The following is a 21,792-nucleotide window of genomic DNA, read 5'->3' on the forward strand; positions in this document are numbered from 1 at the left end:
TTCATACTTGCGAATCAAACATTTCTTGTATCAGCTTGAAAATGATACCATCTAACGCGAAAGCACTCCCACGATGTCGCGTCACACAGACTCAACAACAGCCGTCCTGAGCAACTCGATCAAGTTCCGACTGGCGCTTACCCTATTCCCGCAAGCCAGCGCCCAACCATATCCGCCTATCACGAATGGCTGCCAAGCTGGATCGGCTCGGCGTACACTGCCAGGTGTTTTTTTCCATAAAAAAAATCCCTCACCTTTAAAGACTGTGGTGAGGGACTTTTCGTTTCTAAAAAAATGAATTAGGACAATACTTTTTTGAGTTCCTTCAAACTTGCCTGCAAAAGATGATCGACCACACCCGCTTCTTTGACGTGCCCGATCAAATCGTCGTTCAAGCCGTCCAGCAAGTCCCGCGCTTCATTGACCTGGCCGGAAACCTCATCGGCAAAGCGTTTTTGCTGCTGGATGATCTGCATCACGCCTGCCACTTCGCCGTTGACTTCGTGGAAAGCACGCGCGATGCCCTCCATTTTCTCCGATGCTTCCTTGCTGATGGACAGTCCGCTTTTGATCGCGTTGCCGCTCTTCTCGCTGTTGGCGAGCGCTTCCTTCGTCTCTTCCTGGATTTTGCCGATCAAATCAGCGATCGTCTTGGTCGAATTGGCCGTCATTTCCGCCAGCTTGCGCACCTCATCCGCTACTACGGCAAAGCCGCGGCCTTGTTCACCCGCACGCGCCGCCTCGATGGCTGCGTTGAGCGCGAGCAAATTCGTCTGGTTGGCGATGTCGCTGATCACTTTGACGATGCTGGTAATTTCCGAAGAACGTTCTTCGAGACGGCTCATGGAGCGGGATGTGTTCGTCGATTCCTTTTCCAGCTGGCTCATGACATCTACGACTTCTGTCATCGCCTTTTTGCCCGCATCGGAACGCTCTACGGACTCTTTGCAGATAGCCGTCAACCGCTCGCCACGAATGGAGAGCTGGTTGGCGGATTCATCGTCTTTTTCGTTGATGGCCTGAATTTTTTCTACGACGTTTTTCATTTGTGTCGCCAGACGGGCAAGCCCATCATGCTGGGCATTTACTTCATTGTGCTGCGAAATGATGGCGCCCATCTGCTCGTATAACCCGCGAAGTTCCTTTTTCCACGTGTCTGCCTGGTGTGCTGCGCTCTCTTTTGTCACGGTTGTCACTGCTGCCGCTGCTGCTGTTTCTTTTTCCGCAAGTCCTTTGTCCTTTTTCCAAAACATCCGCTTTCCCTCTCCTTTTTCGCTTTACATGTCTTTTCGCCGAGAATACGCGCGGGATTCGATGATCCCGGGGTGCTGCTTGGCGAGACTCAGCAAATTCTCCAAGAAATAGTAATGTCCCTCCAACAACTCCACGTCTTTGCGCTCAAATTGCTTGACCTGCAAATACTGTTGCATTTCCAGGGCATAGCGCTCCAATCTATCGTGAAAATCGTTGGCTCGAAGCATCTGATCCACTTCTGGATATTCTGTTTTTAACCGGCTGATTTCGCTGTACACTTTGCCGCCCTCCAAAATCATCTGGTAGGCCGTGCGCTCCAGCGAAGCAGCCGTAGCTGCCTCCTGCTCCTCACGCTCCTCGCGCAAAGCGGACAAGTACGTGATAAAATGGTAGACAGTCAAAAACAAAGGCCCTAAAAATAGAATGATCCCTGCCTTGTACACATGCTGATTGGACAAGTTGCTGATGAGCAGGAACAGGTGAAACAAGATCGCCCCCAACCATACATAGATGATGATCTGGTGATTGATCTTCCCTGCCTTTTGATGGCGGGAAAAGGCAAAGGTAAGCCCGAGCAGGTAAAAGGCGAGCAAAGTAAAGCTGGCCGAAAACAAAGCCATCTCCATATCCACAAGCCAATCTGCATCGGCGGGAATTTCGATGAAGAATTCAAAAGCGAGCACCAGCAGTGAGAAAAGCAACCCCATGATCCAAAACCGGCTGACTTCCGAGTCGTTCCTCCGCCGGGAGCGGTAGCGTTCTGCACGGGATCCCTTCATAAAAGCTCTCACCTCATTTTCTATGATTCGCCATGATTCTAGCTTTTCCTTTTACTTGCGGCCAAAATCTGACAACGGAGGCATTTATGACACAAAATCTACCCGGACTCTTCACAGAACGTATGAAAAGCCTGCTGAACCAGGAGTTCGCAGCGTTCCTCGCATCCTACGACCAGCCTGTTACGCACGGATTGCGGGTCAATCCGCTCAAAGTCGCGCGCGAGCAGTTTCTGTCCCGCTCGCCTTTTGCTTTGGAGCCGGTACCCTGGTGTGTGAACGGGTTTCGCTACCAAGACCAGGAGCGTCCCGGAAAACATCCGTATCACGCCGCTGGGTTGTATTACTTGCAAGAGCCAAGCGCGATGTCTGCGGCCGAAGCGCTGGACGCCCAGCCAGGGGAACGCATTCTCGACCTGTGCGCCGCTCCGGGAGGCAAGTCGACGCAGCTCGCTGCGGGCCTGAACGGTCAGGGCTTGCTCGTTGCCAACGAAATCCATCCGGTTCGCGTCAAGGCTTTGGCGGAAAACCTGGAGCGCTGCGGCGTCAAAAATGCGGTTGTGACCAACGAGACACCGGAAAAATTGCAAGAGCGCTTCCCGCAGTTTTTCGACAAGATTCTCGTGGACGCACCGTGCTCGGGCGAAGGCATGTTCCGCAAGCTGCCGGAAGCCATCGAAGACTGGTCGCCCGACAAAGTGACAGAATGCCACCTCATGCAGCAAGACATTCTCGACGCTGCCAGTGCCATGCTCAAGCCCGGGGGAACGCTGGTCTACTCGACGTGCACGTTCGCGCCGCTGGAAAATGAGCAGTCTCTCGTCGATTTCCTGACCCGTCACCCGGAATTTACGGTCGTGGAGCTGCCTGAGCCAGGATGGTTTGCACCGGGGCAACCCGACTGGGCCAATCCTCGCTGCGAGCCGCTCGGCAAGACAGCGCGCTTGTGGCCGCACCTTTTGCAAGGGGAAGGTCATTACCTCGCCAAGCTGCAAAAAAGCCGCGATGCCGACTCCAGCGAGCTACCAGAAAAGCGCAAGGACAAACGCGCGGCAAAAGCCAAAACCGCTCCCGCCGGACGCAAGGAAGCGCTCTTGGCCTGGCGCGCCTTTGCCGAGGAAGCGATGCCCGAGCTTCTCGCCGAGTTTGCGGACGAGTCCGCATTTCTTTTGTTTGGCGAACAGCTTTACTACTCGCCGCTGCCTGGCTTTGATTGGGACAAGCTGAAGGTCGCACGCGTCGGACTCCACCTCGGCACCGTGAAAAAAAATCGGCTGGAGCCAGCCCATGCGCTCGCGCTCGCCAGCACACCCGCACAGGCAGCCCGCGTAGCCTCCTACGCTTCGGACGATCCGCAAGTCGTGCGCTATTTGAAAGGCGAAGCCCTCGCAAGAGACGGAGCAAACGGCTGGACACTTGTCACCGTCGACGGCTTTTCGCTCGGCTGGGGCAAACAGTCCGAGGGGCAGTTGAAAAATCATTATCCGAAAGGACTGCGGTGGCTGTAGCCAGCACTGTCATCATTACACTGGCACAATCAAGTCTGAATCTTGATTACACAAAAAATGACCACCCTTATGCATGCAGAGCACGGGCAGTCATTTGCTGCAACCTATTGAACCGAACCTTTCGGAAACGACCGTCTTCATGTACTGAGGCCAAGCTGCGTGCACAGCTCTGGCCTCTTTTTAATTTGTCCACACACCGTCTTTGTACTGCGAAAGAGTGCGTAAACACGCTGGAGGATCTTTTTAAATAGTAATGGGCTGGATAACAACCGTTTCGATTTGCTTTTCGTGTGTATCCAGCGATTTCCTATATGTGTTGCAGAAAGCATCGACATTTGCTATTACTCCATGCTTATCGTAAATAAAGAAGTAAATGTACTTTTCTTGATAATGAAAAGCATCCGATCCGATTTGCTCGGTTAGCTCACGTTCTTGCATCGATGGCCGGGAGCATTTGACTTCGATAACCGTTTCGTATGCATCAAAAAAAATATCATAGCGATAACTTTTATATCCACCATCCCCGTAGATTTCAACTCTTGCATCAGGGAAAATCGGGCGGATTAATGAATAAAGCATACGTTGCACATCGTACTCATTCCCGAGAACAATCTTCTGTAAGTCCGCTTTTGTCAATGTCCCTCTGCCATGCACAGGCTTTTGATACATTTCCTGAATATGCTTATAAAAATTGGCAAGGATTCTCCGAATAATGATGTGAAAATGCTCCGCGTCAATTTCATCTCGGGTTCCATTAGGTTCGAATAAACCTTTATTTATATCACGAATCAAGCTTTCAAGATAAGATACTCCAAGTAGATGGGAATCCCTCTTCATTGACCCAAAGACGCTTATTGCAAAAGACTGTCCGATTGTCTGATCAGAAAATAAGCGTTCTAAACCTCTGGCGGTGGTCGTTTTCCAAGAAGAAAATTGTTCCTCCAGAGTTAATTTCCGCCCTTCGTCTATCAGCTCTTGTATTGCTCTAATGGCATCAGCTTTACTTTGAATTAACTTAGTCAAGATAATCCCCCCTTTGAATAAACCTGTGCCTGCTACGTTCAGTCAAGCCTTCCCCACCGCAAATAGAAAAGGAAAAGAGGCTCTAGTATATAAACCTCGTCGTCTTTATATTCAAATACTTGATACATTGGTTCACTGGTTTGCATAATTGACTGCACTTGACCAATTGTCGTTTTGATTTTTAATCGATCCGGTTTATCTGTATCACTTACCAATGCATCCATTCTTCTTTTCATTTCATCGATAAAAAGACTTACCTTCGGCGGATCAACACTTAATGCCTTTAAAAGCAATTCGTAAATATCAACTTGATTACCACTGTTAATGGTGTACGTTTTCCGCTTTTGTCCTCTCGGATTGGGGCCATTTTTGAGCTTTCTAGCAACTTCTCTGTAAGAAAGAAGGTTCAAAGAAGTCATCTCATATGCTTTTTTCAGCATGGATGAATCGAGTTTAGGATTATCTTTGTTGTCTATATCAAGCAACAGGGAGAGATTAAGGCAAATGGATTGCATGAGCTGTGGTGAAGACAAACTTTCTTGCGCCATGTTATTCGCTAAAGCAGAATTTATATTTAGCCCAAGTTTACCAAATCCAGTTACGGCGATTTCTCGCAATTCCTTCGTATTCCAAGGTTCAATATTAATCAAATTCAATCTACCGCTCAAATCTGAGTTTTTTCTAATCGCATCATCAGATCGATGGGGTAAGGAAATGACCACTGTCTTAAAATATTTGCGTATGGCGTCTTTTAGCTGATAAGCTATTTCCATTTGCATATTTGGGGAAGCGTAATGAAAATCATCTAAAACCAGCACCCAATCATTTTCGAGAAAATATTGAATGACTTTGTCTTTATTTGAATGATACTTTTCTGTTATTGAAGATGCTACACCCTCTCTAGTACCAGCGATCCCCTGTCCTTGTATCGTCCTTTGCTCTGTTTGGTCACTCTCAAGTGGCAATCCAACTCTTTTTGCAATTGTTACCCAAAAGTCTTCGGATTCCTTGAAATCACTTCCTGAAAAATCCTTCATTTTATCAATACCTATTACTTTTTCACACAATACGGTTTTACCCGTCTTCGAAGGACCGACAATTGAGGTAAGAAAGCCAACTGTGTTTAAAGATTGGTTTAATCGAAATTCATAGGAAATATCAAATTCGGACGATTGCCGAGAAATATACGTATATTTAGGGAAAGCACCCGGAATAAATACTTCATTTGCTTTTAATTTCATGTAATCACCCCTGAATTATCTAAAATATTCCATTATATGAGTGTAAATTATTCCCTCCTCCTAATTATAAACCTTAAACTTTGTTAATTAAACACAAATGACATCCTTTTCAAGCAAATACCCCTAAAAGTAACTAAAAGTCATCTTAAACCACATGAAATTATACCGTATGTAACCTGAGCAAAATAAAAAACAGCCCATTTCCGAGGGCATGTGGAGGCAAGCACGATTGACATTCATATGAGATACTTACTGGCATGCTCTTACAAGCTGCTGGACACCATTTGCTTTCAGCACAATAAAGCCCGCACGCTCACATGCTTTTACGCATGTTGCCGCGTGCGGGCTTTTCGTCCATCTCCGGTTCAGTCAAAACGCCGTCCTCTGCGCGACTGATTGTCCACGACGGTCAGGGAGCCATTTTTGATGTAGCGCAATATTTTCGAGACGGAGATGCCCGTCGCGTTGGCAATTTGCATCGCATTCGAATTGGGATAACTCCGCACGTAATTGCGAATCATCCGATAGTCTTCCATTTCGTTTTGACCACAGACGTGACAGCTATATTCGTTCGGATTCATTTTGCTTCCGCATTTGAAACACGTATCCATCATCACTCGTTCTCCTCACGCCCTCTACGATCCATTGCTTTCTCGCACACGGTTCTATCTACCTATATATTACCCTCATTCTACTAGGAGGAAAACACTATTTCACAACATTGCCTTATCTCTGCTTGTCTGTTCCATAGGAAAAAGGAGCCTCCCTGACTTGAGAGGCTCCCCTTGTTTTCTTGCGTGTCCCGGGCCAGCGGGCACGATTTATTCGGCTACCTTTTTCGCCTGGCGGAAATCCGGCTCCCGCGTTACGCTGTACTGGATTCCTTCGATTTTTTTGCTGTTCAAGTAGTTTTGTGTATAGAAGTAGACCGGAATGATCGGCAATTCTGCCATCAATACATCTTCTGCTTCATGCAAAAGCTTGTTGCGTTTTTCCTGATCCTGCTCCACTCTCGCCTGTTCGATCAGCTGGTCGTACTTCGCATTTTCCCATTTGGTGAAGTTGCTGGAGCTTTTGCTTGTGTACAGTTCCAGCACAGCCAGCGGGTCCAGATACGATCCGGTCCAGCCCATGCGCGCGATCTGGAAGTTCATTTGTTTGTACGTATCGATGTAGGTCTTCCACTCCTGATGCTCCAGCTTGATTTCTACGCCCAGGTTTTTGCGGAACATTTCTTGCAGAGCTTCTGCTACTTTTTTATGCGTCTCTCCTGTGCTGTATTTCAACGTAACGGCAGGGAGCGTCGACCAGCCTTGCTCCTTCATGCCTTCTTCCAGCAGCTTTTTCGCTTCGGCTGGATCGTTGCTGTAATAAGGCGCTACTTCATCGCGGAAGTCTTTGCCGGATGGCGTGGTCACGCCGTAAGCGACGTAGCCGTAGGCCGCTTTCTGATCGCCTTTGGTGATGTTATTGGTGATCGCCTCGCGGTCAATTGCCATTGTGAATGCCCGTCTGATTTTCGCGTTGTTGAACGGCTCTGCGGAAGTGTTGAACGTGTATGTATACACGCCAAAGTCAGCGACTGCCTTGTACTCATCCTTGCCTTTTTCCTGTTCGATCACATCGGTTGGCAACGTATCGATCAGATCAAGCTTGCCTGTCTTGTACATTTGATAAGCGGTCGTGGCATCGTTGACCATTTTAAAATGCACGGTTTCCATCGTCACGGCATCTTTTTCCCAATACTGGTCGTTTTTCGCCAGCGTCAGTTCGTTGTTGTGCTCCCAGGCGCCAACTTTGTATGCGCCGTTTGTCACGATGCTTTTCGCTTCTCCTGCCCAGTTTTTGTCCGCTTGCACGACTTTCGGGTTCACAGGCAAGTACGGGCGGCCAATCGCCACTTTCGGGAAGAAACTTGCCGGATTTTTCAGGCCGACGACGAGCGTATATTCATCCGGCGTCGAGATTTTCACCTTGTCCAGCGGGCCTTTTCCTGTGTTGTACTCCTCGGCGCCTTCGATGTAGTACAGGGCAGAAGGCTCATATGCCGCTGTTTGCGGGTCCAGTACCCGCTTCCAGGCAAATTCGAAATCTTTAGCGGTCAACGCATCGCCGTTGGACCATTTCAAGCCTTTGCGAATGTGAAAAGTGTACGTCTTTCCGTCCGGGGAAATCTCGATTTTTTCGGCTGCGCCTTCCACCAGTTCTCCCTTGTCGTTATAGCGATACAGCCCTTCGTACAGATGGTCGATCACCCAGTACGAAGTCGAGTCGGAAGCGAACGCCGGGTCGAGCGTGTACGGCTCTCCTTTGAGGTTGGCGGTCACTTCTTGCTTGATGGCGGCCGCTTGCGTAGTCGTTTGGCCTGTCTTTGTATCCGAAGCTGCTGGCGTGTCCTTACTGCACGCGGCCAACCCTGGAACAACCAGCATCAGCAAAGCAGCAGCGGTAAGTAGTTTCTTTTTCATGTCTCTCTCCTCCGTATGTTTCTCTCTCAATTACTCGTATAAAAAGCAGGCTACCCAGTGCTTGGCCTCCACCTCCCTCCAGGTTGGCGCGATTTGTTTGCAAATGCCCATAGCCTGCGGGCATCTCGTCTGAAACGGGCAGCCTGTTGGCGGATTGATCGGGCTTGGCGGTTCGCCGATGACAATGCGTTCGCGTTCTGCACGATGCTTCGGATGAGATACCGGCATCGTAGACAGCAGCACTTGCGTATACGGATGCAGCGGCTTGGCAAAAAGGTCATCGCTTTCAGCCAGCTCCATCATGCGGCCCAAATACATCACGCCGATCCGGTCGCTGATGTATTTGACCATAGCCAGATCGTGGGCGATGAACAAATACGTCAGTTGGCTTTCCGCTTGCAAATCGGCCAGCAAATTCACCACTTGCGCCTGAATCGAGACGTCCAGGGCGGAAATCGGCTCATCCGCCACGATGAAGCTGGGCTGCACAGCGAGCGCCCGGGCAATTCCGATCCGCTGCCGCTGTCCGCCGCTAAATTCGTGCGGATACCGCTTCGCATGGTCCGGGTGCAAGCCGACTTTTTCCAGCAACTGGTGCACCCGCTCCGCTTTCTCGCGGCCTTTTGCCAAGCCGTGGGCCTCGATTCCTTCCGCGATGATTTCGCCTACTCGCAGGCGCGGGTTGAGCGAAGATTGCGGGTCTTGAAAAATGAGCTGCATCTGGCGATTGATCTCGCGCTTTTGCCTGCCGCGTGCCGTAGCCAGATCGGTTCCCGCAAAGCTGACCGAGCCGCTCGTCGGCGGGTACAGGCCGACTATGGTCCGGCCGAGCGTCGACTTGCCGCTGCCGCTCTCGCCGACCAGTCCGAGCGTCTCGCCTTTGCGGATCGAAAACGAGATGTCGTCTACGGACTTGACCTGTCTGCCGTTGCCGATCGAATAATATTTGCGCAGTTCGTTTACCTGTACCAATATGTCAGACATGCTGCTCCCTCCCTGCACTCACCAGTTCCTCCACGCAGTGCGCACGCCGATCGTGCAGCCAGCATTTGGCCTGATGCTGCGCTGAAAACGCCGTGCTTTTCGGCATGTACTGCGCGCACACTTCCATCGCGTGATCGCATCTGGCGGCAAACGGGCAGCCCGCAGGCGGCGCAAACAGATCGGGCGGTGCGCCCTGGATCGGAATGAGCCGTTCCTCGCTCGGCTGATCCAGGCGCGGCACCGATTGCAGCAGCCCTTTTGTGTACGGATGCTGCGGGTTGTCGAATATTTCCTCTACTGGCCCTTGCTCGACGATGATCCCGGCGTACATGACCGCCATCTGATCGGCCACTTCCGCCACCACGCCCAAGTCGTGCGTGATCATGATGATCGACGTGCCTTTTGTGCGCTGCAAATCGTTCAATAGAGCCAAAATCTGCGCCTGGATCGTCACGTCCAGAGCGGTCGTCGGCTCATCCGCAATGATCAGCTCAGGGTCGCAGGCCAAGGCTATGGCGATCACGATCCGCTGTCTCATCCCTCCGCTGCATTCGTGAGGATACTGCTCGTACCGTCGGGCAGGCTCCGGGATGCCGACCGCCGCCAGCAGCTCGATCGCCTTTTCGCGCGCCTGCTTTTTGGCCAGCTTTTGATGCTTGATCAGCACTTCCGCGATTTGCGTCCCGATCTTCATCGTCGGATTCAGCGAAGTCATCGGGTCTTGAAAAATCATGCCGATTTGTGCTCCGCGCACTTGTTGCAGCTCTTTTTTCCCGAGACAGGACAGCTCTCTGCCCTGCAAACGCACGCTCCCTTTCTTCACGCGGCCCCGCGGCGCTTTCACCATGCCCAAAATCGCCCGCGCCGTCACGCTTTTTCCGCAGCCGCTCTCCCCGACAATCGCCAGTGTCTCGCCTGGCCGCACGGCGAAGCTCACGCCGCGAACCGCCTGGATTTCCCCGCCATAAGCTCGGAAGGAGACATGCAAATCTTCCACTTCCAGCACATTCGTCATCTGTCGTTCCTCCTTCAAGCTTTGCCGCCCCTCGGGTTGAAGGCGTCCTGCAATCCGTCTCCGATCGCGTTAAAAGCAAACATCGTCAAGGAAATCATGACCCCCGGAAAAAACAGCCTCCACCATTGCCCGCTCAAAATCACGGCTAACCCATCGTTTGCCATCGTGCCCCAGCTCGCGGTCGGAGCCTGCACGCCCAAGCCGAGAAAGCTGAGGAATGATTCGGCAAAAATGGCCTGCGGGATCGTAAAGGTCAGGTTGACGATAATAATCCCGGCGACGTTCGGAATCAGGTGCCGCCAAATGATTTTCGCGTGCGGCGTTCCCAGCTTTTCCGCCGCCAGCACGTACTCCTGGCCTTTTACCTGCAAAATTTGCCCGCGTACCAGCCGAGCCATCCCGACCCAGCCCGTGATCGACAACGCCGTAATAATCGTGGCCAGTCCAGGCTCCATAATGACCATCAGCAAAATCACGACCAACAAATACGGGATTCCGTACAAGATCTCGACCAGCCTCATCAGGAAATTGTCAATGCGATCGCCCCATTTGCCGCGACCCGCCATGTAACCCGACAACCCGCCGACCACTACGCCGATAACCAAGTCGATCAGGGCGGCAACGACTCCGATGAACAGGGAGATTCGCCCTCCCTCCCAGGTGCGCACCCACATGTCGCGGCCGAGGTCGTCCGTTCCAAACCAATGCTCGGCTGACAGCGGCAAATTGCCCGAGACGAGAGATTGCTCGCTGGCGGAGTAAGGAAGCATGCCCGGCCCAAAAGCGGACAAGATCACGATTGCCCCGAGCAAACAAAAGCCCAGAACCGCCAGCTTGTTGCGAAAAATTTTCCGGATGCTTTCCAGGCCGTAGCTCGCACTCGGCCGCATGGCGTTGTGACTGTCGAACCGGCTGCGATCAAGCGGGCGAAAAAGTTCATCTGGCACTTGTGATACTTCTGCCATCGCGCTATTCCCCTCCATTGGCTAATTTGATTCGCGGATCGACGAATCGGTACAAAATGTCGGTGACAAACAAGGTCAAAATCAGGACGGCACTGTAAAAGACAGAAGTTCCGAGAATAACCGGATAATCGCGATTGAAAATACTTTCCACGAAATATTTGCCGATGCCCGGGATCGCGAAAATCTTTTCGACGACAAATGTGCCCGTAATCAGGTTGGCAAACAGCGGGCCGATAAACGTAATGACCGGAAGAATCGCATTGCGGATACCGTGGCGGAACACGATGTGAAAAGTCGAAAGCCCTTTTGCCTCCGCCGTGCTCATGTAGTCCTGGTCAAACACCTCGATCATGCTGGTGCGGACAAAGCGGGCAATAATCGCCAGCGGCCCGATCGCCAGCGCAACGGAAGGGAGCACGGAGTATTCCCAGCCATCCCAGGACGCTACCGGAAGCAGCTCCCACTTCACCGCAAAATACTTGATGAGTAAAGGAGCCAGGATGAAGCTCGGAACCGAGATGCCGAGGATGGCAAAAAACATCGCCGCATAATCCATCAGGCGGTTGTGAAACAGAGCTGCAACGACTCCGAGCGCGATGCCCCCGGTCAGGGCGATCACCAGCGACTGCAAACCGAGTACGGCTGACGCTGGAAAGCCGCTTTGAATCAACGTCGTGACGTCCTGCGACTTTTGTTGAATCGAAGGGCCGAGATCGAGATGAATCAGTCCATTCATATACTGGACATACTGCTCAATCAGCGGTTTATCGAGGTGGTATCGCTCCCGCATGTTCTGCACCACCTCTTCCGGCAGCATGCGCGCTTCCGTCGCGAACGGATCACCGGGAATCAGGTGCATGATGACAAACGTCAATGTGGCGATGAGCCATAACGTTATGACCATCGACAGCGACCGCTTGAGCATGTATTTCCACATAATCGCTTCCTCCCCACTACAACTAATCAGATAAAAATAATATGATTTAAATTGCGAACTTAGGTTAGAGTCTAATCGATAAAAAGATTTTATTCAACATTATTCCGATATGTTTTATCAGAATTAATATTTTTGCACTTTTGTTTTATGGTTCAAATAATTCCAACAATAACTCGCCATCGGACACACGCGAAAAAGGCCCAGCTCGCACGAAGCGAATCTGGACCTTTTCTTATGCTTGCATTACCCTCTGGACTTGCCCGAATCTTGACGGAACGGTCTTGCCCCTTTGGCAGAGCGGTTTGCTCCGCCTTTTCCCGCTTTTTTGGCATCTGCCGGCTTTGCCGATTTCCCTGCTTTTCTGGCAGCAATCGCTTCTGCCTTTTTGCGGTTTTTCTCATACTGCGTCTGAAGCTCGCCCAGCTCGCGCGCCAGCTTTTTCTTGTAGCCTGGCTTTACTTTCGCTTTTTTCTTCAAAGCTTCGCGCACTGGAGCGAACTCTTTGTCTTTTTCCTTTTGCTGTTCTTTCGCCTGTTGGGCGCGCAGCTCGATGAAGTGGGCCTCACGCTCCTGCGCACGTTCGCGACGGCCTGCATCCAGATGGCGGCCTGGCTCCAGAATGCGCTCTTCAATCGACGCCTTCGTCGCTTTGGCAAAGCGGCCCATCAAGTTTTTCTGGCGCGGGGAAATGAGCGAGATCGCTTTTCCGCTCTGTCCCGCACGTCCTGTACGGCCTACGCGGTGAATGTAGCTGTCGACGTCGTTGGGCAAATCGTAGTTGATGACATGCGTGATGCCTTCGACGTCCAGCCCGCGCGCCGCGATATCGGTGGCAACCAGGTACTGGAAGCGCATCTCGCGGAACTGTCTCATCAGCTGCTCGCGCTTGCTTTGCGACAAATCTCCGTACAGCGCTTGCGCGGACAGTCCGTTTTCCTGCAAACGAGCCGTGAGCTGCTGCACGCGGACTTGCGTGTTCGCGAACACAATCGTCAAAAACGGCTGTTCCTGCTCCACGACATCGACGAGCGCATCTGTTTTGTCACTTTGGTTGACGACGTAGTAAAATTGCTCGATTTTCTCTACGGTCTTTTGCTTGCCCTCGATTTTAAGATGCGGCGGCTGCTTCATGAAGCGATGAGCGAGCCGCTTGACCAAATCGGGCATGGTCGCGGAGAAGAGCAGCACTTGACGCTGCGATGGCGTGTGGACGATCACTTGCTCGACATCCTCCAAAAAGCCCATCTCCATCATCTTGTCCGCTTCGTCCAAGACAAGCGTGGAAATCCGTCCGAAATGCAGCGAACCGCGCTTCATGTGATCGAGTACGCGGCCTGGCGTCCCGACGACCACATGTACCGTCGCTTTCAGCTTGCTCAGCTGTTTGTCAATATCCGCTCCGCCGTGCAAAGACAGCACATTCACATCGAGGTGCTTGCCCAGCTTCTCCACTTCTTTGGCAATCTGAATGGACAGCTCGCGCGTCGGGGTCAAAATCAGCGCTTGAATGTCGCGCTTTCCTTCCTCCAGACGGTTCAGGATCGGCAGCATGAACGCTGCTGTTTTTCCGGTTCCGGTCTGCGCTTGTCCAATCACATCTTTCCCTTCCAGAATCAGCGGAATCGCTTCCTCCTGGATCGGCGTCGGTTCTTTATAATACAGGTCTTGAATCCCTTGCATCAGCTCCGGTCGAAAGCCAAAAGACGCAAACGATTTTGCCATCATATCCACTTCCTTTCACATCACACGCGGTCCCGTTCTGTACACCCTTGGCTGCATGGACAGCGGGTGTGAATCATCCCAGGCAGGTTGTACCCTTGCGAAATCCTATCCTACCTATACTATAGGAGTCGCTTGAAAAATACAACCAAACCATTCGACACGCCTTCGCTTTTTGCCGTGGTCAGGAAGGTGATTTCTGCTGGAAATTAGTCGATCAATCGCGCTACCGTATCATGATCGAGCTTTTTGATCACCGACGTCAACAGCTCGGCAGCCTGTTCAAAATCTTTTTTGGACATGATCGAATTATGGCTGTGGATGTACCTGGTGGCAAAACCGACGACCAAGGACGGGCAGCCGACACCGCTCGTATGGAACTTGTCGGCGTCCGTTCCCCCGCCTGCCATCGCATCGACTTGCACGTGGATTCCCAGCTCCTCCGCCGTATCCATGACGAGATCGCGCAGTCCGGTATGCGGAATCATCGTCGCGTCGTAGAGGAAAATCAGCGGGCCGTCGCCCATATTGCACGTGAACGGATGCGACTCGCTTCCCGGCGTATCGTAGGCGACCCCTACATCCAGGGCAAAGGCAATGTCTGGCTGCACCAAATGGGCGACCGTACCTGCTCCGCGAGAGCCGACCTCTTCCTGCACGGTTGCCCCGGCGTATACGACATTGGGGTGTTCCTCTGTTTGCAAACGCTTGAGAACCTCAATCGCGAGCGCGCACCCTGCCCGATTGTCCAGCGCTTTGGCTACCCACAACTCTCCGTCGCGCATCGTCGTAAACTCGCTTGCCGGAACAGCCCAATCGCCGGGGCGGACGCCCATCGCTTTCGCCTCTTCCTCGTTTTTAGCCCCGATGTCGATGTACAAATCTTTGAGCTTCATCACTTTTTCCCGCTCCTCTTTTTCCAGAGAGTGCGGCGGTTTCGAGCCGATGATCCCCACGTATTCGCCTTTTCGCGTCTTGACCTTCACTCGCTGCGAGAGCAAATTGTGCGGCCACCAGCCGCCAAGCTGCATGAAGCGCAAGTAGCCTTTTGGCGTAATCTGCGTAATCATGAAGCCGATTTCGTCGAGGTGTCCCGCCAGCAAAATTTTCGGGCCGCCCGCATCCCCCGTTTTCGCACCGAGAACTCCGCCCAGCCGATCTTTTACGAGCTGCTCGCTAAGCGGCGCCAAATGCTCCTCCATCTTTTTTCTCACTTCGCGCTCGTGTCCGGGAACGCCGTCCACCTCTGTCAGTTCCTTGATCAATTTGGTGATGTCATCCATCAGAAAAATTCCTCCTATTGGAAAATCAATTTTTTCTTTATTCTTTTTCGCGACAGCCCAGCTAATTCCCTTGAACGCTAGACAGAGAGAAAGCAAGCTCAGGCTCCGGTCTGGATCGGGGCGGCAGAAGTCTCGGGTTCTTGCGCAAGCCGTTTGGTGATAACTGCGAACATGCCCACGCTGACAGCTCCCATGCAGGCAAATCCGGCACTGAGAAGCAGCGGCGGCACCCAGGCGCTGATGAGAATAAACACGCCGGCGCTGCTGACTCCCACGATGTTGAGCAAGGAATAAACCGCCATGTACGTGCTTCGCGCATCATCTGGCACCATGTTCGCCAGCATCGTTTGCTTTGTGGGAATGTGCATCAACTCGCCGATCGTCGCTACAAGCATCGCGAACAGCAGCAGCCATGGCGAGGCGCTGTAGCTGATCACCGTGTAGCCGCTGAAAAAAAGCACAAGACCCCACAGCAAGCTGGCGCGCTCCTTGACCTTTTTCATCAGCAGGGAGACGAGTCCGGTCAGGCATACAACCAGGAGCGTATTCTCCGATCTCAGTATCCCCAGCATGTTCATTCCGTCTACCTGAAAGGCGAGAAACGGCAGGAGCGCTTGCGGTTCCGCCAGCTCCTTCACCAGGCGAATCCCGATGGCGTTCGTCAATTGTTCTTCCACCGAGATGATCAGCAAGCTTGCCAGGGCGAACCGCATGAACCATTTATGGCGAAAAACGCTCGCGTACGCCGTCAACATCCGACTGAACTTCCGCCCTTCGCCGCCTCTTGTCTGCGCTTCCTTTTTGCCGGGCTGGCTTTGGCTTTTCGGCGCATACGTCTCGCCAATGTACAAAATCGTGATGAGCAAAGAAATAGCCGTGCTGCAAGCGACTCCGACAAACAGCCAAAAGTGATGCTCCTTGAACAAAAAGGCTCCGATCATGCCGCCAGCCGCACCCGCGAGATTGTTGAGCCAGTACAAAGCCGTAAAGATCGCGCGCCGATTGTCGGGACGGCTGACATCGATAATCAACGCCTGGTAAACAGGTCCCGCCGCGCCTGTGCACAGCTGAATGAACACAAACAAGCCAAACGTCACATACGGCAGCTGATACCCCGGCGCATTTACCCAGGCAACCGCACTAAAACCTGCAAAAATAACCGCTTCACATGTGACGATCACTTTTTTCCGGCCGATCCGGTCCGCTGCATATCCCCCGGCAAACGTCCCGAGAATGCTCGCCGCCATGACCCCGATGAACATCATTCCCGTGACGGCCGTCCCCAGTTGGCTGGAGAAAAAGACGATCAAGTACGGCACAACAGACATCACCGCCAGATTCGTCCAAAATTGCAAGACCATCCGAATGCGAATCGTTCGGTCAAACGCGAAAATGCCCACGCGCGATTCCTCCTTTTTACGATTGATCAATCAATCATTTATTGGTCATAAAAAGAGCGAACACGGTTAGTCGGTCTTCGCTCCAAAAAGCTGCATGGCAAACGGCACAAATTGTTCCCACATCTGGCTGTCTGGCGAGTCGATGAGATTCACCCGCAGGCCGATCAAAAAGCTGGTGTAGGCAGTCGCAGCGTACTTGGCATCCTGGATTTGCAGCTCGCCCCGCTCCTGGCCGCTTTTCACAAGCTCGCCGATTTTCGCCCGAAACGTATTGTGAAAAGCGTCCAGCTCGGCAAACGCTTCGGCAAAGCGGTTGTGATAGCCGATGACCTGCACGACCAGCCGCAAGTACGGGCCGAAGCTCGAAAAGATTTTGATATGCTTTGCCACCATGTTCCAAAGCTCTTGCGTCGGCTGCCTGGCGTTCGGATCAAAGTCGAGCAGCTTAGGTGCGTACACTTGCAGCGGCTCCACGACTGCCGCGAAAAAGAGCTGGTCTTTGTTTTCAAAATACGTAAACACACTGCCAAAGCTGACGCCTGACGCCTTCGCTACTTTCGCAATCGTCGTATCGTTATAGCCGTGCTCGGCAAACATCAGAGTGGCTTGCTCCAATATCGTCTCGCGCTTCTGTTTCATTTTTTGGACTTGCGAATCGGACAGGGCCATGCAAACACGTCTCCTCATGGATGATTACTCAATCAATCGTACTTCCAAAGTATAAACCGCGCTCCCACAAATTGTAAAGGGGATGCAGCCAATCGCCGCATCCCCGGATCATCCTGTCGATTATTTTGCCAGCTCGTAAATCGCCTGAGCGTAGATCGCTGTCGCCTTGACCAGATCGTCGACCAAAATGTACTCATCGCGCTGATGGGCACTGTCCGGGCGTCCCGGGAACAGCGGGCCAAACGCTACGCCCACATCCAGGGAGCGGCCGTAGGTGGCACCGCCAATGGCGATAATGCCTGCCTCTTCCCCTGTCTGTTCCGTGTACACCTTTTGCAGGGTAGTGACCAGCGGGTGATTCGGGTCGACGCGGTGCGGAGTCAGGTGCTCCACGACTTGCAAGTCAAAAGCAGCCGCAGCGAATCGGTCTGCGAGAGTCGTCGACCACTTCTCGAACGAGATCGAGTGCGGATAGCGAATGTTCAAGCGGAACAGCGCGTCTCCTTCCGCTTCATACTCCAGCACGCCCGTGTTCAATGTGAGCGCGCCCATCTCCTCGTCGTCATGGGCGATGCCGATCGCTTGTCCGTCATGCTGCTTGTGCAAGTAGCGATCTGCTGCGGCAACGTACACAGCCGCACGCGCGTCCAATGTCAGTGTGTGCAGGAAGTGGAGCAGCTCCGTACCTGCGTTGACCCCTTTTTTCGGGTCCATGCCGTGGACAGAGACGCCTTCCATATGCAGCACGACCAAGCCGTCTTTTGCTTCCGCCTGCCCCTTCAAGCCTGTTTGTGCCAAATGCTTCTCGTAACGCTCCACAATCGCCTGACTGTCCAGTCCCTGTGGCGCCAGCTTCGCTGTTCCTCTGTCCGGCACCATGTTCATGCGCAGGCCGGATTGGAAGGACACGAGCTTGGCGTCTGCCTGCTCGACAGCCGAAGCGCCGAGCTTTTGGAACGCTTCATACGATTGGGACAGCGTCAAGTCAGTCAAACCTTTTTCGGCATAGATCAGCGGAAAATCGGCGTCAGGCGTGAAGCCCATCGTCGGCATTTCTTCCGTTTCAAAATACGTTTTCACGCATTGCCAGCTGGACTCTTCGTCCGTCCCGAAAATGAAGCGGACGCGCTTGGAAAGAGGCAGTCCCAGTCCGAGCACCACTTTGGCTGCAAAAATCGCCGCCATGGTCGGCCCCTTGTCGTCAATCGCTCCGCGCGCGACCAGCTTCCCGTCTACGATTTCGGCGGCGTACGGCGGAGTGCTCCAGCCATCCCCTTCCGGCACGACATCGACGTGGCTCAAAATGCCGACCAGCTCTTCCCCTTGCCCGAACTCGGCGTGAGCGGCATACCCGCGAACATCCTTGGTCGTCATTCCGGCTTGCTTGCATACGTCCAGGGCAAAGTCCAGCGCTTCGCGAATGCCCTTGCCAAAAGGCGCTCCTTCGCCAGCCGTAGCAGGGTCGAGCACGCTTTTGATCCGCAAAAAGTCCTGCGTCGTCGCGATCAGCTCATCCTTGAGTTTATTCGTTTCTTCCAGCCAATTAATGGTCGTCATTTTCGTTTTCTTTCCTTTCGTGTGCGCTGCTTTCCATCATTCCAGCGTCAATGTCCAGGTCCAGCTCCACCAGCGAGAGCAGCGATTCCATCGGCACTTCCTTTTTCGTGAACTCGGCCTGTGCTTCCTTGATCTCGTCGCGGATGTTGTTCATCTCGCTGTCCAGCTTGTACGAAGCTTTGGCGGCCTCAAACAGCCGCTGGCGAATGTTCGACGGAATGATTCCTTCGTATTTGTAATTCAGCGAGTGTTCAATCGTTGCCCAAAAGTTCATTCCGAGTGTACGAATTTGGATTTCCACCGGGATCGTCACTTGTCCGCCCGCCATCATGATCGGGTATTCGACCGCCAGGTGATAGCCGCGATAACCGCTTTCTTTTGGCGTGGACACGTAGTCTTTTTCCAAATAGACGCGCATGTCGCCGCGCTTGCGGATCATCTCCACCACCGCGGGAATGTCGTCGATAAACTGACAGATGACGCGCACGCCCGCGATGTCCCTGATCTCCCAGCATATATTTTCATCAATCGGAAATTGCAGGCGGTTTGCTTTGTTGTAGATGCTCGGAATCGATTTGACCCGGCCCACGGCGAACTCGATAGGCGAATGCTCCTTGCGCTTGCGCAGCTCGTTGCGGATATTTTTAATTTTGACTTTGATCTCTTCTACAGCTTGCTCGAACGGCAGCAAATAAAGTTCCCAATCTAGTTTGTGCACGCTTACGTCCCTCCGGCCCGAAACTCTCCATCGTCCTTATCATTCAACATTTTGTGTGAGATATCCTTCCAAAATGCAAAAAGAGCCGGGAAAACGAACATTTCCCGGCAACGTTATGCGATTTTCCCCGCCTGGTTACTTGAGGACAAATGCGGCCAGCGAGCCGCGCAAATCGTCGGCCAGCTTCGCCAGCTGATCGGCAGATTGCGCGATCAGTTCCATCGCTGCGCTTTGCTCCTCCACCGCAGCAGAGATGCTTTGCACGCCTGCCGTAGCTTGTACGGAAGCAGCCGAAACTTCTTTGGCGACGACGACGACTTGCTGCGCATCCGGGGCCATCCGCGCGAAGGCGTCGCTGACCCGCCGGATTTCCTCCGACACGCGCAAAATGTTTTGCTCGATATGCTGGAACATTTCCCCCGACTGGCGGGCGGTTTTCATGCCGTGCGCCGTCGTCTCGGCTCCCTCGGCCATTTTTGCCACCGCGATCGCCGTGTCGTTTTGTACGTCATTGATCATGCGCACGATTTGCTGCGCAGCCTCGTTCGTGCCTTCGGACAGCTTGCGGACTTCTCCGGCGACGACTGCAAAGCCTTTGCCGTGCTCTCCGGCACGCGCTGCCTCGATCGCCGCATTCAAAGCCAGCAAGTTCGTCTGTCTGGCAATTTCCGTAATGACCGCAATGATGCGCGATATATCTTGCGAGCGCTGCTCCAGGACGTGGATCACAGAGGTGGCAGCTTCTACCGAGCGGTTGATTTCCTCCATGCTGAGAATGACCGCAGTCACTGCTTCCCTGCCTTCCTCTGCGTGCTGCTTCATCTCGGTCGAGGACAGCGTGACTTGCTGCACATTTTGCGTGACCCCCGCTACGTCATTCGTCAAGTCCACGGCCAGATTCAGCGTTTGCCCCATTTTCTCCATCTGGTTCTCACTCGAAGCTGCCACCTGATCGACCACCTGCACAATTTGCTGGCTCGATGCGGCAATCTCGTTCGTATTCCCGTGAATTTCCCGCACGGCGTGTGCCACAGATGCTGCCGCTTGTCCGACTTGCAAAAGAATGCCTTGCAGCTGCTTTTGCATCGCCGACAGCGAACGGGCAAGCTCGCCCAGCTCGTCTTTGCGCTTCAAAAGTTTGCTTGGAAACGAGGTCGTGAAGTCGCCTTTTCCGATCCGTTCTGCGGCCAGGAGCATTCCGCTGAAAGAACGGCGCAGCCAGCCTGCCGTGTAGAGCGAAATCGCCACGATGAGCAAGAGAACCGCCCCGTTGAAAACGACCATCGCCGTTTGAATCCGGCTTGGCCCCGCCAAAATTTCCGTCATGTCCATCTCGGCGAGAATGACCCATGTATGCTTCGCTACTTTGATCTGGTCATAGGAAACGAGAACGGGCTGTCCGCGATAATCGACGCTCTCCTGCGTCCCTGAAAACCCTTCGGACTGGAAAGCCTGCCCGATGATCGGCGTGTCTACGACCTGCTTGAGAATCGTCTCCTCGCCGCTTCCCAACTGCGAACGCATCAGCTTGTCCGGCCCGACGAGATAAATTTTTCCGGTTTCGCCCAAGCCCTCTCTCTGGTTCAAGAGGCGGGAGATGTAATCGAGCGGCACTTCGACCGCGAGCTGCCCCATCATATAGCCTTTTTCGTAAATCGGAGCCGCAATGTAGACACCTGGCACATTGCCTGACGGTTCATACCTGCCCAGATCAGACACCTCGGCGCTCTGTCCCTTCACGACCTGCTGAACAGTCTTGCCCAATACGGAGCTTGCATGCGGGCCTGTCAGCAAATTGGTGCCAAAATCCGCTTGCGGCTTTGTCTCGTACACGATCTCGCCTGTTTCACTGAGCAAAAAGGCGTTGGAAAACCCGTAGCGCGCGACTTCCATCTTCAACTCTTTGGCGTAGGACAGCTCTGCCTCTTTGTAGGCGGCAGATTCCCTGCCTCCTTGCCACAACTCGGAAAAGACAGAAACGGCAGAGATTACTGTTCCGGAGGCCGCCAGCGTATCGACGTTTTTCGTGCGCTCCCGCAAGTAATTCTCCACCTGCTCCTTGTTGCTGATTCGCAACGCTTCCAGCTTGGCTGCACTGCCATTCAGCAATTCCTGTTTCGTCTCTTGGTAAGCAAACACTCCTGCCGCGGTCAATGGTACGATACTCGCGACCAGGAGCACGATCAGTACGCGCGCGCCCAGCTTCATGGAAAGCCCCCCAATTCGAACATCTTTTCTGATTCAATATTCTCTATATTTTTATTATTGTTACGAA

Annotated in this window: 18 protein-coding genes; 1 reads left to right on the forward strand and 17 read right to left on the reverse strand. The window is 52.9% G+C overall.

What is annotated here, in order from left to right:
• Positions 1-299 precede the first annotated feature (299 nt).
• The gene (locus HP435_RS20890) at positions 300-1,253 is read right to left on the reverse strand and encodes a methyl-accepting chemotaxis protein (protein ID WP_122963876.1); all 954 of its coding nucleotides are present in this window, start codon (positions 1,251-1,253) and stop codon (positions 300-302) included.
• Between the two features lie 24 nt (positions 1,254-1,277).
• A complete protein-coding gene (locus tag HP435_RS20895; RefSeq protein WP_173596825.1) occupies positions 1,278-2,033 on the reverse strand; it encodes a hypothetical protein in 756 nt (251 codons plus the stop codon).
• 86 nt (positions 2,034-2,119) lie between these two features.
• Here HP435_RS20895 and HP435_RS20900 point away from each other — a divergent pair, with 86 nt between their 5' ends.
• Positions 2,120-3,538, forward strand: a complete 1,419-nt coding sequence (locus HP435_RS20900) for an RsmF rRNA methyltransferase first C-terminal domain-containing protein (protein ID WP_173599084.1) — start codon at positions 2,120-2,122, stop codon at positions 3,536-3,538.
• 243 nt (positions 3,539-3,781) lie between these two features.
• Here the strand turns inward: HP435_RS20900 and HP435_RS20905 are convergent, their stop codons facing one another.
• The 15 genes from HP435_RS20905 to HP435_RS20975 form a co-directional block, all read right to left on the reverse strand.
• Positions 3,782-4,561, reverse strand: coding sequence for a PD-(D/E)XK nuclease domain-containing protein (locus HP435_RS20905; RefSeq protein WP_173596823.1), 780 nt, complete (start codon positions 4,559-4,561; stop codon positions 3,782-3,784).
• Between the two features lie 38 nt (positions 4,562-4,599).
• On the reverse strand, positions 4,600-5,802 hold the full coding sequence (locus tag HP435_RS20910) for an ATP-binding protein (RefSeq protein WP_173599083.1): 1,203 nt from the start codon (positions 5,800-5,802) through the stop codon (positions 4,600-4,602).
• 365 nt (positions 5,803-6,167) lie between these two features.
• Positions 6,168-6,416 (reverse strand): hypothetical protein, encoded by a 249-nt coding sequence (locus tag HP435_RS20915; protein ID WP_217365125.1) that lies wholly within the window; start codon positions 6,414-6,416, stop codon positions 6,168-6,170.
• Between the two features lie 207 nt (positions 6,417-6,623).
• On the reverse strand, positions 6,624-8,270 hold the full coding sequence (locus HP435_RS20920) for a peptide ABC transporter substrate-binding protein (protein WP_173596821.1): 1,647 nt from the start codon (positions 8,268-8,270) through the stop codon (positions 6,624-6,626).
• A 30-nt stretch (positions 8,271-8,300) separates the two neighbouring features.
• Positions 8,301-9,254, reverse strand: coding sequence for an ABC transporter ATP-binding protein (locus HP435_RS20925; RefSeq protein WP_173596820.1), 954 nt, complete (start codon positions 9,252-9,254; stop codon positions 8,301-8,303).
• Complete coding sequence (locus HP435_RS20930; protein WP_173596819.1) at positions 9,247-10,269, reverse strand: ABC transporter ATP-binding protein; 1,023 nt, start codon at positions 10,267-10,269, stop codon at positions 9,247-9,249. The genes HP435_RS20925 and HP435_RS20930 overlap by 8 nt, the downstream gene beginning before the upstream one ends.
• 14 nt (positions 10,270-10,283) lie before the next feature.
• A complete protein-coding gene (locus HP435_RS20935) occupies positions 10,284-11,234 on the reverse strand; it encodes an ABC transporter permease (RefSeq protein WP_173596818.1) in 951 nt (316 codons plus the stop codon).
• A gap of 4 nt (positions 11,235-11,238) precedes the next feature.
• Positions 11,239-12,171, reverse strand: a complete 933-nt coding sequence (locus HP435_RS20940; RefSeq protein WP_122963868.1) for an ABC transporter permease — start codon at positions 12,169-12,171, stop codon at positions 11,239-11,241.
• A 243-nt stretch (positions 12,172-12,414) separates the two neighbouring features.
• On the reverse strand, positions 12,415-13,893 hold the full coding sequence (locus HP435_RS20945) for a DEAD/DEAH box helicase (RefSeq protein ID WP_122963867.1): 1,479 nt from the start codon (positions 13,891-13,893) through the stop codon (positions 12,415-12,417).
• Positions 13,894-14,099: 206 nt separating this feature from the next.
• Positions 14,100-15,173 carry a M42 family metallopeptidase gene (locus HP435_RS20950; RefSeq protein WP_173596817.1) on the reverse strand — a complete coding sequence of 358 codons (1,074 nt, stop codon included), beginning with the start codon at positions 15,171-15,173 and terminating at the stop codon, positions 14,100-14,102.
• A gap of 98 nt (positions 15,174-15,271) precedes the next feature.
• The gene (locus HP435_RS20955) at positions 15,272-16,573 is read right to left on the reverse strand and encodes an MFS transporter (RefSeq protein ID WP_173596816.1); all 1,302 of its coding nucleotides are present in this window, start codon (positions 16,571-16,573) and stop codon (positions 15,272-15,274) included.
• 66 nt (positions 16,574-16,639) lie between these two features.
• Positions 16,640-17,242, reverse strand: coding sequence for a TetR/AcrR family transcriptional regulator (locus HP435_RS20960; RefSeq protein WP_173596815.1), 603 nt, complete (start codon positions 17,240-17,242; stop codon positions 16,640-16,642).
• A gap of 120 nt (positions 17,243-17,362) precedes the next feature.
• Positions 17,363-18,799 (reverse strand): dipeptidase PepV, encoded by a 1,437-nt coding sequence (pepV, locus tag HP435_RS20965; protein WP_173596814.1) that lies wholly within the window; start codon positions 18,797-18,799, stop codon positions 17,363-17,365.
• Complete coding sequence (locus HP435_RS20970; protein ID WP_122963862.1) at positions 18,786-19,517, reverse strand: GTP pyrophosphokinase; 732 nt, start codon at positions 19,515-19,517, stop codon at positions 18,786-18,788. Before HP435_RS20970 ends, pepV begins: the two co-directional genes overlap by 14 nt.
• Positions 19,518-19,652: 135 nt before the next feature.
• Positions 19,653-21,725: a methyl-accepting chemotaxis protein gene (locus HP435_RS20975; RefSeq protein WP_122963861.1), complete on the reverse strand. Its 2,073-nt coding sequence runs from the start codon at positions 21,723-21,725 to the stop codon at positions 19,653-19,655.
• Between the last annotated feature and the right edge of the window lie 67 nt (positions 21,726-21,792).

The organism is Brevibacillus sp. HD3.3A, from assembly GCF_013284375.2.
Classification (GTDB): Bacteria; Bacillota; Bacilli; order Brevibacillales; family Brevibacillaceae; genus Brevibacillus; species Brevibacillus parabrevis.

Coding starts and splice junctions, on each gene's coding strand:
- HP435_RS20890 (WP_122963876.1), bottom strand. CDS start 1,253: ATGTTTTGGAAAAAGGACAAAGGACTTGCGGAAAAAGAAACAGCAGCA.
- HP435_RS20895 (WP_173596825.1), bottom strand. CDS start 2,033: ATGAAGGGATCCCGTGCAGAACGCTACCGCTCCCGGCGGAGGAACGAC.
- HP435_RS20900 (WP_173599084.1), top strand. CDS start 2,120: ATGACACAAAATCTACCCGGACTCTTCACAGAACGTATGAAAAGCCTG.
- HP435_RS20910 (WP_173599083.1), bottom strand. CDS start 5,802: ATGAAATTAAAAGCAAATGAAGTATTTATTCCGGGTGCTTTCCCTAAA.
- HP435_RS20915 (WP_217365125.1), bottom strand. CDS start 6,416: ATGATGGATACGTGTTTCAAATGCGGAAGCAAAATGAATCCGAACGAA.
- HP435_RS20920 (WP_173596821.1), bottom strand. CDS start 8,270: ATGAAAAAGAAACTACTTACCGCTGCTGCTTTGCTGATGCTGGTTGTT.
- HP435_RS20925 (WP_173596820.1), bottom strand. CDS start 9,254: ATGTCTGACATATTGGTACAGGTAAACGAACTGCGCAAATATTATTCG.
- HP435_RS20930 (WP_173596819.1), bottom strand. CDS start 10,269: ATGACGAATGTGCTGGAAGTGGAAGATTTGCATGTCTCCTTCCGAGCT.
- HP435_RS20935 (WP_173596818.1), bottom strand. CDS start 11,234: ATGGCAGAAGTATCACAAGTGCCAGATGAACTTTTTCGCCCGCTTGAT.
- HP435_RS20940 (WP_122963868.1), bottom strand. CDS start 12,171: ATGTGGAAATACATGCTCAAGCGGTCGCTGTCGATGGTCATAACGTTA.
- HP435_RS20945 (WP_122963867.1), bottom strand. CDS start 13,893: ATGGCAAAATCGTTTGCGTCTTTTGGCTTTCGACCGGAGCTGATGCAA.
- HP435_RS20950 (WP_173596817.1), bottom strand. CDS start 15,173: ATGGATGACATCACCAAATTGATCAAGGAACTGACAGAGGTGGACGGC.
- HP435_RS20960 (WP_173596815.1), bottom strand. CDS start 17,242: ATGGCCCTGTCCGATTCGCAAGTCCAAAAAATGAAACAGAAGCGCGAG.
- pepV (WP_173596814.1), bottom strand. CDS start 18,799: ATGACGACCATTAATTGGCTGGAAGAAACGAATAAACTCAAGGATGAG.
- HP435_RS20975 (WP_122963861.1), bottom strand. CDS start 21,725: ATGAAGCTGGGCGCGCGCGTACTGATCGTGCTCCTGGTCGCGAGTATC.